General features: G+C 68.4%; 13 protein-coding genes and 1 pseudogene. 5 read left to right on the forward strand and 9 right to left on the reverse strand.

Translation table 11 applies throughout. The features are described from left to right. Window positions 1-50 precede the first annotated feature (50 nt). The 3 genes from ACJ8AN_RS08260 to ACJ8AN_RS08270 all read right to left on the reverse strand — a co-directional run bounded on the left by ACJ8AN_RS08260 (window position 51) and on the right by ACJ8AN_RS08270 (window position 1,726). Window positions 51-452 carry a YkgJ family cysteine cluster protein gene (locus tag ACJ8AN_RS08260; RefSeq protein WP_407754709.1) on the reverse strand — a complete coding sequence of 134 codons (402 nt, stop codon included), beginning with the start codon at window positions 450-452 and terminating at the stop codon, window positions 51-53. Between the two features lie 79 nt (window positions 453-531). Continuing rightward, entirely contained in the window at window positions 532-1,398 is an 867-nt protein-coding gene (locus ACJ8AN_RS08265; protein WP_407754710.1) for a nucleotidyltransferase, read from the reverse strand. Between the two features lie 106 nt (window positions 1,399-1,504). Then, on the reverse strand, window positions 1,505-1,726 hold the full coding sequence (locus ACJ8AN_RS08270; protein ID WP_407754711.1) for a hypothetical protein: 222 nt from the start codon (window positions 1,724-1,726) through the stop codon (window positions 1,505-1,507). Window positions 1,727-1,992: 266 nt separating this feature from the next. On the opposite strand from ACJ8AN_RS08270, the gene ACJ8AN_RS08275 reads away from it, so the two are divergent. After that, window positions 1,993-2,274 carry a hypothetical protein gene (locus ACJ8AN_RS08275; protein ID WP_407754712.1) on the forward strand — a complete coding sequence of 94 codons (282 nt, stop codon included), beginning with the start codon at window positions 1,993-1,995 and terminating at the stop codon, window positions 2,272-2,274. A 10-nt stretch (window positions 2,275-2,284) separates the two neighbouring features. On the opposite strand, the gene ACJ8AN_RS08280 is transcribed toward ACJ8AN_RS08275, so the two are convergent. After that, complete coding sequence (locus ACJ8AN_RS08280; protein ID WP_407754713.1) at window positions 2,285-3,835, reverse strand: MBL fold metallo-hydrolase; 1,551 nt, start codon at window positions 3,833-3,835, stop codon at window positions 2,285-2,287. A 138-nt stretch (window positions 3,836-3,973) separates the two neighbouring features. Here ACJ8AN_RS08280 and ACJ8AN_RS08285 point away from each other — a divergent pair, with 138 nt between their 5' ends. After that, a complete protein-coding gene (locus ACJ8AN_RS08285) occupies window positions 3,974-4,702 on the forward strand; it encodes a DUF6683 family protein (protein WP_407754714.1) in 729 nt (242 codons plus the stop codon). Here ACJ8AN_RS08285 and amrB read toward each other — a convergent pair. From amrB to ACJ8AN_RS08310, 5 genes and pseudogenes are all read right to left on the reverse strand, one after another. Beyond that, window positions 4,699-5,490, reverse strand: coding sequence for an AmmeMemoRadiSam system protein B (gene amrB / locus ACJ8AN_RS08290; protein WP_407754715.1), 792 nt, complete (start codon window positions 5,488-5,490; stop codon window positions 4,699-4,701). The genes ACJ8AN_RS08285 and amrB overlap by 4 nt on opposite strands. Window positions 5,491-5,519: 29 nt before the next feature. Next, entirely contained in the window at window positions 5,520-7,082 is a 1,563-nt protein-coding gene (locus ACJ8AN_RS08295) for a beta-ketoacyl synthase N-terminal-like domain-containing protein (protein WP_407754716.1), read from the reverse strand. A 65-nt stretch (window positions 7,083-7,147) separates the two neighbouring features. Continuing rightward, a pseudogene (locus tag ACJ8AN_RS08300) lies at window positions 7,148-8,005 on the reverse strand (hypothetical protein); the annotation flags it as partial. Window positions 8,006-8,089: 84 nt separating this feature from the next. Then, entirely contained in the window at window positions 8,090-8,809 is a 720-nt protein-coding gene (locus ACJ8AN_RS08305) for a hypothetical protein (RefSeq protein WP_407754717.1), read from the reverse strand. A gap of 12 nt (window positions 8,810-8,821) precedes the next feature. Then, window positions 8,822-9,082, reverse strand: a complete 261-nt coding sequence (locus ACJ8AN_RS08310) for a molecular chaperone DnaJ (protein WP_407754718.1) — start codon at window positions 9,080-9,082, stop codon at window positions 8,822-8,824. Between the two features lie 55 nt (window positions 9,083-9,137). On the opposite strand from ACJ8AN_RS08310, the gene ACJ8AN_RS08315 reads away from it, so the two are divergent. The 3 genes from ACJ8AN_RS08315 (at window position 9,138) to ACJ8AN_RS08325 (ending at window position 14,486) form a co-directional block, all read left to right on the forward strand. Continuing rightward, a complete protein-coding gene (locus ACJ8AN_RS08315; protein WP_407754719.1) occupies window positions 9,138-9,896 on the forward strand; it encodes a DUF4159 domain-containing protein in 759 nt (252 codons plus the stop codon). A 21-nt stretch (window positions 9,897-9,917) separates the two neighbouring features. After that, entirely contained in the window at window positions 9,918-12,203 is a 2,286-nt protein-coding gene (locus ACJ8AN_RS08320) for a glutamine amidotransferase (RefSeq protein ID WP_407754720.1), read from the forward strand. Between the two features lie 957 nt (window positions 12,204-13,160). Continuing rightward, window positions 13,161-14,486: a hypothetical protein gene (locus ACJ8AN_RS08325; RefSeq protein ID WP_407754721.1), complete on the forward strand. Its 1,326-nt coding sequence runs from the start codon at window positions 13,161-13,163 to the stop codon at window positions 14,484-14,486.

Consider the following 14,486-nt stretch of genomic DNA (forward strand, 5'->3'; position numbering starts at 1 on the left):
CGGCTCCATCTTCCCCGCGCCTCTCCGTTGCCCACGCCACGAAGCGGCGGCTACTGCGCCGTGTAGCGCCGGCGCCGGCCCCGGAAGTGCCGGTCGAGGTAGTCCTCCACCTCGGGTGTCTTCTCGCCGCTCGCCGAGGCGAGCAACGCGTGCGCCCCGTCCACCACCGCGAGCGCCTCCTCGAGCGACACCTCGCCCTCCGAGAGCGCGGAGAAGAGGTGACAGTGGTAGCGGCGGCAGCCCTCGGGCCGCTCGGCGTAGGCGGTGCACCGCTTGCCGTCCAGGGCCGCGCAGCGCTGCGGGAGGAGGAGCGTGCCGTCCTCGCGTGCCTTCACGGGCAGCCCGAGCGCCTTCAACGGCCCCGCCTCGGTGGCCCGGAGCGGGACGTGCGTGAACAGGGTGCCGTCACAGCACAGGCCGCAGTGAAGGCAGAGCGTGGAGAGAGACGACATGGGCGCGGCTTCCTGAGAGCTCGACGGCTCCCCTGCTTAGAGGGAGACAGCCTGCCGGGCAAGGGCCGCGCCGTGTGCCTCACTCCTTCGCGACGTAGTCGCGGAACGTTGGGACTTCCTCGAGGCGGGCGTCGGTGTATCCCCAATGCTCGACGTCCACTTTGTACTGCCCCTTGGCGATCAACATTCCCCGGCAAAGCTTCTTCTTCTCGGGCTCGTTGTGCTGGTTGCGCGCGCGCTCGAGCAGCTCGTCCCACACCCAGCGGGGCACGTGGTCGCGCTGGCCCGGGTAGCTGAAGCGGTAGAACGTCACGTGGGCCAGCAGCACCTCCCAGTGCGGCTCGAACCGCGCCATCAGGTGCTTCCAGTCCATCTGCTTGCCGCGGGCGAGGATGAGGTGGTTGATGTCCGTGCCGTCGAAGCGCTCGCGCTCGCAGACGAAGGCCTTGGACCAGATGATGTCCTCGGCCGGCGCCACGAGGATGGGCAGCCCGTGGATGACGCCCGGATTGGCGGCATCAATCCAGTGGTCGTCCACGATGGCCACGCCGTTGCCCGAGCTGAAGATGAGGTCCGCGAAGTAGTCGTCGTTGGCGTACGCCTTGGCGATCCACACCGGGTCATGCATCTTCGTGTGGAAGCCCATGCTGCCCAGGGACTCCATGGCGCGCTCCACGTGCTCGCGCTTGAGGAAGATGTCCAGGTCCTTGGTGTCCCGGTAGATGCCCGTGTAGAGGTGCAGCGCGTAGGCGCCCGCGACCACGAAGGGAATCTCCGCGTTCTTGAGCGCGCTCAACGCGAGCAGGTGCGCGCCCCGTTCGATGGGCGGCCTCTGGTCCGCCTGCATGGGAGGAGGCGCCTTGCTCGGCCTCTGGAGCTGCTCGTCGGAGGCTGCCTGGCTGCTGTCCTGTCCCGCCGGCAGATGGTCGGTATCTTGAACGTTCATGGCACGCTCTCGGTGTCTGGCAGGTAGGTTGGGGCTCGGGGGCCGCCGGGAACAGGAGGGCCCCAGGTAGTGCGGCTCGCTCGGCTGCCTTCCGGACGGGGTGGCATCAGGTGGGGCCCGCCCAGAGCGCCCTTCCGGGCTCCGAGCCATTCACCTGACGGTCCGCCCGGTGGTAGGCGCGCGCCTTGGACACGGCATCGACCTTCATCCGCTCGCCTCGGGGGCCGTGGAGCTCCAGGTGGTAGCCCCGCTCCTGCTGGCCCTCGTTCGCGATGCTCCAGCCCGCCTGCTTGATGTGTTTCTTGCACACGCGCTCACGTCCTCGCATGGCAGACCTCCTCCCCAGGTTCGTCGCGGCCGTCCTGGCCTGCGTCACAAGGGTTCAGGATTTGTCCGCTCGGGCGCGGGTGCATGCGAGGGCGCGAGGCTCGGATGGCCGCTCATCGGCCCGGCTCACCCGCGAGGCCTGTCCGCCCGTTTCCCACGCGGCACGGGAGGGAGCGCCTCCCGGCGCGTCAGTCGGGCCTTCCAGCGTGAGGCACCTCCTGGCACGCGGAGACGGGGGTGTCCCATGGTGAGGTGGAGGAATCGACCATGGCACTCCCCAGGCATGTAGACGACGCGGCGGACAGACTGCACGAGGCCTTCGCTCGAATCGAAGCGGCTCGCGCGGGACCCTCCACTCCGGAGAGTCTGCGCGAGTGGTTGAGCGCGCTCACGGACTACGCCCAGGCGTTGATGGACCTCCACGAGTTCACCAACGAGTCGGTGCACGAGAAGCTGCACATGTTGGCGGGCCTGCTCAACCTGAAGGGCTTCCCGGGCGAGCCCATCCGGGACCTCGAGTCCGAGCCGCCGCGGCCTCCGGGCAGCTGAGCGTGCCGCGTCACGCGCCCCGGCGGGCCGGCATACCGCCGAAGGGCCAGCGGAAGCCCGGGTACTGGACGAGCTCCGGAGCCTTGGGCCCCCGCCAGCCGAGGGCCTCGCCGGGGCGTAGCAGCAGGGCCTGGGGCCCGTGCCCCACGCGGCGGCGCACCTGCTTCAGCCGCTCGGGGTAGGGGTCCGCGTCCGGGTTCTCGTCCAGGGTGCTCGCGCCGCTCACCGGGGCGCCGGGGTAGCCCGGGTAGCGCGGGCCCATGCCCTCGCGCCAGTACCACGGGGCTCCTCCGTCGGCGCAGGGCACCACGTAGCGCGCGCCGAGCAGCTCGCCGTAGTGCAGGGCCTCTTCCGGCCCCGCCATGAGCTGCTGGGGCGTGCCGAGCGCGTCCACGGGCACGTCCACGAGGTAGGCGTCCAGCGTGGTGTAGCCGAAGAAGAGGGGCTCGAGCCGGAAGCCGCGCACGCCGCAGAAGAGCACGTCCACCGGCGCTTCCTTCCGCAGCGCGCGGCACACGGTGCGCATGTCTCCTCGCACGTCGTGTCCGGCATCCGCGAAGAAGGCGGCGGAGAAGCCCGGCGCGCGCACCAGCCACGTGTTCCCCTCGTTGAAGAGGCCCGGGTAGAGGCCCTCTCCGTCGGTGGGCTGCTCGCCGTGGAAGGGCAGGGCGCGCACGGTGATGTCGCCCACGAGCCGCTCCTCCCCCCAGCGCAGCGCCTCCACGCGGGTGTAGCCCAGCTGTCGCAGCCGCAGCACGCAGTCGGTGGAGAAGAGGCTCTCGCGCTCGACGGCGGGAACGAAGATGCGCGTGTCTCGCGGCAACTGCAGCAGCGAGCCCAGGTGGAAGTGGTCCCCGTGCGAGTGGGTGATGACCACCGCGTCCACCGGGCCGAGGTCTCCCGGCTGCATGGGCGGGTAGTCCGGGCGATCCATCGAGCTGGCGGGCCGGAAGTACGGGTCCACGAGGACGCGCGCGCGGGGGCTCGCCACCAGCACGGTGTTGTGGCCGATGAAGAGGGCGCCCGGCGTGGGCACCTCCACCGGGCCCTCATGGGGCACCAGCCAGCCCGCCTGCGACATATCCGCGAGCAGCTCGCCCACCGCCGGTACCACCGCGAGCGCCCGCAGCTCGGCGCGCGTGGCCCCGCGTGCGAGGGAGGCGAAGAGCCCGGCGAGGGCGGGCCACTCCCGCGTCTTCACCGGGAAATCAAGCCCCAACTCCTCCTGGCGCAGGTGGAGGAAGCGGGGCTTGTGCCGCGCCGCGTCGGGGAAGAGCACCTCGTGCCGCAGGGGGCGCCGCCCTCCCCGCCGCCGGCCGGTGTCGCAGAGCGCGGCGTAGCGGGGCGTCTCCTCCAGCCAGCGCACGAGGGCCTTCGCCTCGCGCAGGGAGCGCTCGGGGCCGAGCTGTGCGAGCCGCTCCTTGAGGGGCAGGTGGGCCTGTCGCACGGGCCGGGAGGTGGGGCCCTGGATGCTGCAACCCAGGTCCTCGTGGTGCTCCGCCTCGGTACGCGCGGAGGCCAGGACGGCGAGGCTGACGCCCCGGTGGAGGGTGACCCGCATGTGTCGTATTCTGCACGATTGCTTGCCCCCCCGGGTGCTTTCCGAGGATGTTGCCCCCGTTTCCGGGAGTGACGCGGCCGCGGTGGGAGGGCTGGCTCCCGGAGAGCTCAACATCCCAAGGCGGTTTGGAGGGGCACGATGAAGCACGATTCCAGGGCGATGCTCGCCGCGTTGGCGGTGTGCATCCTGCTCGGCTCCGCGGGGCCGGCGAGTGCGGACAGCCCATACCGGCCGTACAGCAGCACCTTGTTCGTCACGAGCAACTTCCGGCTTTCCTTCCAGCGGCAGTGGAGCACCGACACGGTGGCTCCGGGCGCGCCGGGGGAGGCGGGCACCGTGTCGCCGGTGTTGCTGCCGCTGTCGGTGTCCTCGTTCCGCTCCGTGGGGGACCCCCTCATGCCCCGGCGCGTCGCCGCGGGAGTGCCGGACCTCGACGAGCCGCACCGCCGCGCGCTCGAGGGGAACCTGCTGGAGCTGCTCAGGGGCTACGAGCAGCTGTTGGATCAACGCGACGAGCAGCGGCTGAAGAACAACCTCGCGGGGGCCTTCCTCTTCCTCTTCCGCTCCGCCTACTGCGTGCTCAAGGACGGCCAGGAGCTGAGCGGCGAGCAGCAGGAGAGCCTGTTGCAGCAGATCAACGCCAGCATCGCCATGGGGCTCAAGGATCGGCGCCTGTCGGACAAGGAGAAGCAGGAGCTGTACGAGTCGGTGGTGCTCTCGGGCACCATCATCCGCGGGCTCTACAGCGAGGGGAGCACCGAGCAGCTCAAGGCGGCGCGCGACCTGGCGAAGGAGCTGATGGAGCAGTGGATGGGCCTCACCATCGAGAAGGTGCGCCTAGACGGCAACACCGTGCGCATGGGTTAGGCGCGGGCGTGGAAGGCGAAGGCGCCGTAGCCCACCACCTCGTGCTTGTCCCCGGCGGTGTCGCCGGAGCTGCGCAGGTCGAGCAACCTGGCGCTCAATCCCCGGCGCCGCGCCACGAGCAGCAACCCGTTGATGGCCGCCGCGCCGCACGCGGAGTCCTCCGCGAGTGGCCCCTCGAGCCGGAGGATGTGCTCGGCCGTCTCGCGGTCCACGCGCCGGGCGGTGTCGTAGGGCAGGTAGTGCGACAGGTCCGAGCTGATGATGGGCAGCACGTCCTGGGTCCAGAGCGTGTCGAGCACCTCGGCCACCTCCTCGGGCCGGGCGGAGCCCACCACGAGCGGGAGCACGTCGAAGTCGCCCAGCACGCGCTGGAGGAAGGGCAGCTGCACCTCGAGGGAGTGCTCCTTGCGGTGGGCCAGGGCCGAGCCGGTGACATGCGCGGTGGCCTCGGCGCGGGCGCGCAGGCCCTCGTCCACGGGCACGTCTCCGAGCGGGGTGCGCAGGGCCTCGGCTTCGGGAAGGGCCAGCCCGTTCATCGGCACGAAGTGGCAGGGCCCGAGCAGGAGGACGCGCCGCACCTGGCCTCGCAACCCACTCAGGCAGGCATAGGCGCTCGCGGCCACCGGGCCCGAGTACACATAGCCAGCATGGGGGACGATGAGGGCCGCGGGGTGGGGCTTCGGACAGGCGGGGGCCTGCTCCAGGAAGGCATCCACCTGACGGGCGAGGAGGGGAGCGGTGGCGGGGTAGAACGAGCCCGCCACCGCGGGAGCGCGCACGCGAACCATGACCCCTTACGGGTAGGTCCGCGCCGCGTTCAGCGCCAGGGGCGCGAGATGACGCAGGCGTTGATGCCGCCCACGCCCATGGAGAGCTTGCCAGCGCAGCCCTGGGGCACGGCCACCGGCTTGTCGAAGACGTAGCGGCCGTGCACGCGGCCGATCTCCTTGTTGAGCTCCGCCTCGCTCAGCGGGGTGGGGTACATCTGGCCCCGCGCGTAGCTGAGGTACTGGGCCGTGAGCTCCCAGCCGCCGCCAGCGCTCATGCCGTGGCCGAAGGTGCCCTTGCGCGCCGTCACCAGCACCGTCTCGGGCAGCACCGCGCGCAGCGTCTCCACCTCCAGGAAGTCACCCGGGGTGGCGGTGGCGTGCAGGTCCCAGCTGCCCACGTCGGCCGGCGTCAGGCCCGCGGCCTCGAAGGCCTCGTGGATGGCCACGGTGGGGCCCTCCTTCGAGGGCGTGATGATGTGCTCGGCGTCCGCGGTGACACCCACGGTGAGCGGCTCCATGCCCAGGGGCGTGAAGCCCTTGGCGGTGAAGTGCTCCAGGTCTCCCAGAATCCACACCACCGAGCCACCGGCCACGTGCGTGCCGCGCAGCTGCGTGAGGGGCTTGGACACGGCGCCGTCCGCGCTCACCACGCGCGCGTTGTAGAAGCCACCCACGGTGAGCTCGTGCGGCGGCGGGTCCGTCATCCCCATCACCACGGCCTTGGCATCGCCCCGGCGGATGGCGTCGAGCGCCAGCTTCAGCCCGTAGCCGAACGAGGAGCACGCGGCCACCGGCGCGAACGTCATGCCGGTGATCTTCCCCATCATCGAAATCTGCGAGGCGGGGGTGTTGTGGATGTTCCAGAGAATCTCCGAGGGCACCGCGTTCCACGGCGGCTCGGGCGCGCCCCACTTCTTCTGCAGGCGCTGGTTGCGCGTGCGCTTCTCCTTGATGACGGCGAGCTTGGCGGCCTCCACGTTGCCGCTCTCCACGCCCAGCCCTTCAATCTCCTTCTGCTCGGCGAGGTACTCGCGCAGCTCCGGGGACTGGCCGGCCCAGAAGTGCCACCACGCCTCCTCGGCCTCGTCGCGCTCGGCCTCGTCCACGGTGGAGGGCTCGGGCGGCATGCCCGTCAGGGGCTCGTGCGACTCCTGCCAGCGGCGCAGGGCGCTGTTGCGCTCGGGGGCGGCCCAGAAGCGGTCCCACCGGCGCTGGGCGCGGTGCAGGCCCAGGGTGATGTCATGGATGGTCGGCAGATCTCCCAGGCCGGTGCCCACGTACACATGCGCGCGGGGCCCGAGCGCCTGCAGCTCCTGCTCCACGCCCGGGTTCTGCCCCAGCGCCTGGATGAACGAGCCGATCGCCATCTTGGTGGGCATGCCCATCTTCTTCTCGAGCTGGGCGAAGCGCGTGGCGGGGACGCGCGCGTCGATCCACGGCTTGTACTCGGAGAAGTCGAAGTCCGGCTTGCCGACGAGGAAGTTGTTGGGGCCGAAGCCCTCGAAGGCCGAGAGCCAGCTCTCCGCCGACGCGAGGTTCTTCTCGAAGGCCTCGATGTTCCGGGACCGGGGCGCCACCACTCCCCAGCCGAAGATTCCCACTCTGCGCACGGTGTTACCTCGGATTGCGGATGGGCCGCGGGGCTCCGCCGGACTGCTGGCGGTCACAGCGGCTCGATCTTCAGGTTGTCGAAGTACAGCTGGGACTCCCAGCTGGAGAACCCGAAGCGGTCATGACCCTTTCCCTCGAGCGGCAGGGGGTCATCGAACTCCATGAAGGGCTGGCCGTCGATGAACCAGCGTAGCAGCGAGCCCCGGCGCTCGATACGCCAGTGATAGGTGCGGCCGAGCTCCACCGGATAGGGCCGCGCCTCCACGCGCATGTGCGTGTCCTGCTTGAACACGCCCGTCTCCACCAGGCCCGAGCCCTTGCCGCCATTGTCCTGGGCCACGCTCCGCGCCTGCTGCTGGAGCACGCTCAGCGGGGTGCCGTGCTCGTCCAGGCGCGCGATGACGGACATGGAGTTGTTCCACCCGCCGTGAATGAGAACGTACCCGGACGCGTGGTCCGTCCCGTCACCGAAAATCTCGGCTTTGATATCGCCTTCCTGGGACTCGGAGCGCACGTCGAACTCGACGGCCACGTCGCGCGGCAGCGCCGCCTGGAGCCACAGCGGGTTGTTCTTCACGCCGGGCGAGAGCAACTGCCCGTTCACCACGCGCCAGTGGCCACCGGTGGAGAAGAAGTCGCGCTTCACCACGGCCGAGCCCCCGGAGAAGTCCTGGGCGTAGGGCACGCGGGCGGTGGTGTCGGCTTGGCCCCGGAAGAGGGCGTAGTGGATGAGGGGGAACTGGACGGCGAGGATGACGGCGGCGAGCACCGCCCAACCGCGGGGCGTGAGGCCCTCGGGCTTCTTCCAGGCGACCGGGGGACCCGCCTCGGCGTCCGGGCCGGGAGCGCCATCCGTCTCGGGGCGGCGTGGCTCCCGGGACTCGGGGTTCTTCTCCTTGTCCTTACGTCTGGCCTGGCCCATCGGTGTCGCTCGTTCCCGGGGGGGGTGGGAGGGGCGCGGAATCTACGCGCCACCCCGGTGGAGGTAAAGGACGCGCGCGAGTGCCTACTTGCCGCCCCGGGAGGCGCTCCAGCGCTTCTCCATGGCTTTCTGTTCCGCCTGCCGCGCCTTCAACTTCTGGCGCTCGGCGAGCTGTCGCTCGGACTCCTCGGGCGAGGGGCGCACGGCGATCTGATACACGCTGCCGGCGATGGCGAAGAGGGCCGCGGCGACGAGCAGGCCCCAGGGCTGGCTGGCCATGGCGCTCACGAGCCCGCCGAACTGGTGCAGGGCCGCCATGGCACCGATGACGAGCAGCCACGCGCCGAGCACGGAGGCGAGGATGGAGGCCACCTGCCGGTGCAGCACCGCGGCCACCACGCCCCCGAGCAGGAAGCCGGGCGCGAAGCCGACGAGGTAGTCCGCGGGTCCGGCGATCTCCCCGCCGAGCAGGCCCACGGGAATCCCCACGCCGAGGAAGACGATGGCCGGGGGGAAGAGGAAGCCCAGCAGCGCGAGCACCGCGGCGACGATGCCCGGCAGGCGCGGATCCATCCCGGTGATGTTGAGCTTCGCGAGCAGCACGCCCGTCCAGCCCAGGCCGATGAGCGCACCCAGGGGCCCGGCCAGCACGCGGAAGAGCTTGCCGCCGCCGAAGAGCAGCAGCGCGAGCCCCAGCACGCAGCTCACGATGCCGGCCCACATGGGCAGCAGCCGGTAGAGGGCCACCCAGCCGGCGGGGTTGAAGGTCTGATAGGCCTTGAGGGCCTCGAGATACGCGTCCATGACGGTGCTCCCCTAGTAGCGCGTGGCGGCGAGCACCACGAGCAGCACGAGGATGAAGGCGGCCAGGGCCGCGAAGCCGTAGAGCGCGAGAGGGGTGGAGCCGCGGCGCAACAACTCCTCGGCCTGCACCTTGTCCTCCGGGCTGGGATTGTCCGCCAGGATGCGCTCGGCCTCGCGCCGGGCGGCGACCACGTCCCCCGAGTCCTTGAGCTTCCATGCCGCCTGCATCCGGGGGGAAGCAGGATCCTTCGGCGTCTGTCCGCCTTTCGCCATGGGGGATCTCTATACCGGGGAATGCGAGGGCGCGTCGACGGTATATAGGACCCCCATGTCCCCGCGCCCCCTCAGCCGTCGCCACCTCTTGCTCGGGAGCGCGGCGCTCGTCCCGCTGCTCGCTGGCCGCGCGTCCGCCTTCGGAGAGAAGAGCCGCTTCATCCCCGCCGTGGCCCGCCATGGCGGCCACTGGGATGCCAGACTGTCGGGGCTCCGACGGATCGCCTGGGAGCTTCAGCGGCGCACCTCGGTGGACGTGGTGCCGGATGCGCGGCCCTTCGCCCTCTCCAGCCCGGACCTCTTCGAGTACCCCTTCCTGTACCTGGGAGGGGACGGGGGCTTTCCGCCCTTCACCGAGGCGGAGGTGGAGAACCTGCGGCGCTACCTCACCTTCGGCGGCTTCCTGCTGGCGGACGCCAACGACGGCAGCGACGGGGACGGCTTCGACGCGAGCTTCCGCCGGGAAATGGCGCGCGTGCTGCCGCAGAGCCCGCTCACGCCGGTGCCCTCCGCGCACGTCGTCTTCAAGAGCTTCTTCCTGCTGGACTCGGCGCCGGGCCGGTTGCTCAACAAGCCACAGTTGCTCTCGGCCAACCTCGGCAAGCGGGCGGCGGTGATGTACTCGCAGAACGACGTGGCGGGTGCCTGGAGCCGCAGCGAGGGGGGCGACTACGAGTTCGACGTCTCCCCGGGTGGCGAGCCGCAGCGCGAATTGGCCGTGCGCCTGGGCGTGAACCTGTGCATGTACGCCCTCTGCCTGGACTACAAGGACGACGCCGTCCACCTGCCGCTCATCCTCAACAAGCGCCGCTGAGCCGAGGCCCCTGACTCCTTCATGGACACCACCCCCTTCAATGCCTGGAAGCTCGTCAGCCTCTCGCCCCTGCCCGTGTGGGCACTGGTGCTGATGGGCGTGGGCCTGGCGCTCGGAGTGGGGCTGGCGGCGTGGGGCGTGCGGCGCGAGCCGGCGCGGCTGCGGCGCTGGTCCCTGTGGACGCTGCGCGCGGGCGCGGGCACCGCGGCGCTCTTCTTCCTGCTCGAGCCGGGCATCCGCAACCTGCAGGTGGCGCGGATGAAGAACCGGGTGGCGGTGCTGGTGGACCGCTCGGCGTCGATGAACTTCCCGGTGGAGCCCGGCGGCATGACGCGCTCGGCACAGGCGGCCGCCTTCCTGGAGAAGGCCGCGCCGGGGCTGGCGGCGCTGAACGACAGGTACACGGTGGAGCTGTATGGCTTCGACCCGGAGCTCGCGCCCACCACGGTCGAGGCGCTCGCGAAGGAGCCGGCGCGCGCGGGCACGTCGGACCTGCTGTCGGCGCTGCGCTCGGCGGGCGCGGGGGCACAGGGGGCGAAGAAGCTCGCGGGGATTCTGCTGGTGAGCGATGGCGCGGACAACGTGGAGCTGGCGGGCGGAGCGGTGGGCCGGGCGCGCGCGGCGCTGGCGGACCTGAACGTGCCGGTGTCGACGTTCCTCGTGGGCAAGGAGGCCTTGAAGGACCTGGCCGTCGAGCGGGTGAAGGTGGATGACTTCGCCTTCGTGCGCAACTCCATCACGGTGGAGGTGGAGGTGCACGGGCGGGGCTTCTCGGGGCAGGACGTGCCGGTGGTGCTCAAGCAGGAAGGCAAGATGGTGGCGAGCAAGTCGGTGCGCTTCGAGTCCTCGGACGACGTGAAGCCGGTGGGCTTCACCTTCACGCCGGACCAGACGGGGCGCTTCGTGTACACGGTGAGCATGCCGGTGTTCCCGGACGAGGCGGTGGGGGACAACAACACGCGCTCGTTCGTGCTGAAGGTGATTCGGGACCGGGTGCGCGTGCTGCTGGTGGTGGGCCGGCCCTCGTGGGACGAGCGCTACCTGCGCGGGCTGCTGCGCCAGGACGCGAACGTGGACCTGGTGTCCTTCTACATCCTGCGCACCATGTCCGATGACCCGGGAGTGGTGAGCCAGGAGCGCGAGCTGTCGCTGATTCCCTTCCCGATGGAGGAGATCTTCGACACGAAGCTGGACACGTTCGACGTCGTCATCTTCCAGAACTTCGGTTACACGGACCAATCGCTGTCGATCGCGCAGTACGAGCGCAACCTCGAGCGCTACGTGCACAACGGTGGCGCGCTGGTGATGATTGGCGGAGACAGCGTGCTGGGCGAGGGCCGCGCGAGCATGCCCACGCTGTACGAGACGCTGCCGGTGGAGGGCGCGGGCCCGGCGAACCCGGAGCCCTTCAAGGCGCGGCTGACACCGGAGGGAATGCGTCACCCGGTGACGGCGATGGCGTCGGGAGGGGCGAGCACGGAGGCGGCGTGGGCGGAGCTGCCGGCGATTCCGGGAGCGAACCTGACGCGGGCGAAGCCGGGCGCGACGGTGCTGATGGACCATCCGTTCATGACGGTGGACGGGAGGAACGCGCCGCTGGTGGCGGTGTGGGACTACGGGCGGGGCCGGTCGATGGTGGTGGCCACGGACGCGAGCTGGTACTGGGCCTTCACGGCGCACAAGCAGGGCTCGCCGAGCCGCACGTATGACCGCTTCTGGGGCAACGCGCTGCGCTGGCTGGTGAGGGATCCGGACCTGACGACGCTGAACGTGACGGCGGACCCGCCGTCGGTGGAGCCGGGCAAGCCGGTGGGGGTGGTGGTGTCCTCGAGGACGTCGGACTACCAGCCGGCGCAGGACGCGCAGGTGCGGGTGGAGCTGGTGTCGGTGGACACGCAGAAGCCGGTGGCGGTGCAGACAGGGCAGACGGGGCCGGACGGAGTGGTGCGGCTGGAGTTCGCGCCGCCAGCGCCGGGCCCGTACAAGCTGGTGGGCACGGCGAAGAAGGGCGAGACGGATTTGGGGAAGGGTGAGGACGCGGTGGCGGTGCGAGCGGTGGGCCCGGAGCTCTCGGACGCGTCGGTGCGGCCGGAGCTGATGGAGCAGATCGCGAAGTACACGGGAGGCACGGCGTTCCGGCTGCCGATGAGCGGGTTGCCGGATGACGTGCCGCTGCTGGACCCGCCGGTGGTGGAAGTGGGCCGGGCGAAGGACAAGCCGCTGTGGGACCGCTGGTACTACCTGATGGCGATGATCGGGCTGATGGGAACCGAGTGGTTCCTGCGCCGCCGCTTCGGGTACGTGTAGCGAATCACCCCGCTCTCCTTGGGAGAGGGATGGGGTGAGGGTATCGGAAGGACTCGGGTTCGATTCCCGCCGCCTCCATCCCGAGAAGCCCAGCAATCTTAAGGGGTTGCTGGGTTTTTCTTTGGTGCGCCCGGCATGGGCATCGACATGGAGGTGGAAGTCCTCCCGGAAGCAGGTCACCGCGAACGAAGGGAACCGCAGAGCGCGGGACCGCGAGGCCAGCGTGAAGGAAGCGGGGAACGAAGCCGCGGGGCGACGAACAGGAACCGGCTGTGAGGCGGCACCGAGCGGAGCGAGTGGGCCAAAGACCGCGAAGCTCCGGTGACCAAGGCGAGGTGACGTAGAGCCGGCGCTCGTGCGGTGAAGGTCGACAGCGGACCCCATGAACTGATGGGGTTTGCCGAGGTGGAGCCGGGGCAGAGCGCCCCCGGGGCAAACACGGTGCCCCCCGACCTGAGTGACACCCCCGAGAAGCGCCGCCTATTGCGCCTCCTCGCTCGCCTGGACAGTCCGAGGATCAAGGCAAAGGCACTAGAGCGATTGGTCGCCCTTCTTCTGCCGGGCAAGTGAAGCGCAGGGCGGCGGGCTTCTGCTCTGAAGCACTTCACGGACCAAGTCGCCCGTGTCCGAGCTGGTCGCCGCCATCCGACGTCCATGCTCGCGAGCCGAGAATGGACGGGAGAGAAGAAAGGTTGACCCTCAGTTGTCAAGAACTATGTTCGAGATTTCCTTGTGGTCGACTATCCACTCCAAATGTAGAATCCCGGAACTTTTCGAGAGAGCGCGCCGAAGAAGGGTTAACTCTCCTCGCCATTGCCGGAACCAGAGCCTATGGAACATAGCGACGCTTCAGTTTACGAATGCTCAACCGGCTACCCCTCCTCCACCGGTAGTATGCAAGGGGCAAGGTCTTTGTCCTCGCCAGGCGCAACTGACCTGCGCGAAGTAGACAACGCCTTGATCGCCAGCATTGAAGCCCAGAGCGGACAAGATCCTGAGTGCTGGACATTCGCCGGGGGCTCCCGCCGCGAAGAGGCCCACGCATACTTCCAGTACCCAGCAATGATGGTTCCATCGGTACAAAGAAAACTCATAGCATCTATACTTCAACTCCAAAGCAACATCACTTCGGTACTTGATCCTTTTGCAGGCTCAGGAACTATTCTAGTCGAGGCAATGATTGCCGGGCTATCGGTACGCGCCCAAGATATCAATCCATTAGCAGTGCTGCTATGCAAAGCCAAAGCGGGCCCGCTCAACAACGCACTCCTCCACAAGCGAGTACATACAGCCTTAACGGCAGCCCGAGAAGACCGCAGCACCCATCTGGAAGCACACTTTCCTAACAGGCGAAAATGGCTTCGAGACTGCGCAGCAATAGACTTGTCTCGCCTCAAGCGCGCAATAGGATCAATCGAGGAGCGATGGGTTCGGCGCTTCCTTTGGGTGAGTCTTGCAGAAACAATTAGACTCACCAGCAATTCTCGAACATCGACATACAAACTCCACATTCGACCACGAGAACAAATCCCAACACTTGCACGGCCGCTAGATGTTTTTAGGGTCATAGCAGAGCGAAATCTCGCCAAACACCTCGAATTTGCAACGCGCCTCAAAACGGAAGACAGCTTTCAAGGCACGCCCCCTGTACAAAGCGCCGACATTCGCCTTCGCGACTCTCGACTGCCTATCGACGGTCAGTATGATTTGCTTGTGACATCTCCCCCATATGGAGACAATCAGACCACTGTTCCCTACGGGCAAAGCGCATATCTACCATTGCAATGGGTCGATTTCAAAGACATCGACACAGGCGCATCGAGTGAAGATTTTCTGAGTAGCACACATGAGATTGATCGACAGAGCCTAGGCGGAGAACGTGCAAGAGGGAATCTCCGGCAGCAGTTTCGCGATCTTCTTGAGCGGTCCCCTTCGCTAGACAAAACACTCAGAAAACTAGAATTGCATCCCAAAGACCGCAGCTCTCGCGTTGTAACTTTCATCAGCGATCTTGACGTCGCAATTCAAGCGTCATTCGCAGCGCTCAAGCACAACGCCTACTCCATCTGGACTCTAGGAAATCGCCGCGTTGGAGGGATCGAAGTCCCGCTCGATGCAATCACAACAGAACTCGTCAACACTCATGGCGGTGTTCGTGTCACATCGGTTGTACGCCAGATTCGATCCAAGCGAATGGCCATTCGAAACAGCGTAGCCCCAACGATGCACCATGAGCACATCATAATCTTTCGCAGCAACAAGCGGGCGCCCCTCGCCCGTTAG

Origin of the sequence: Archangium sp., from assembly GCF_045802675.1 — a bacterium.
Taxonomy (GTDB): Bacteria; Myxococcota; Myxococcia; order Myxococcales; family Myxococcaceae; genus Archangium.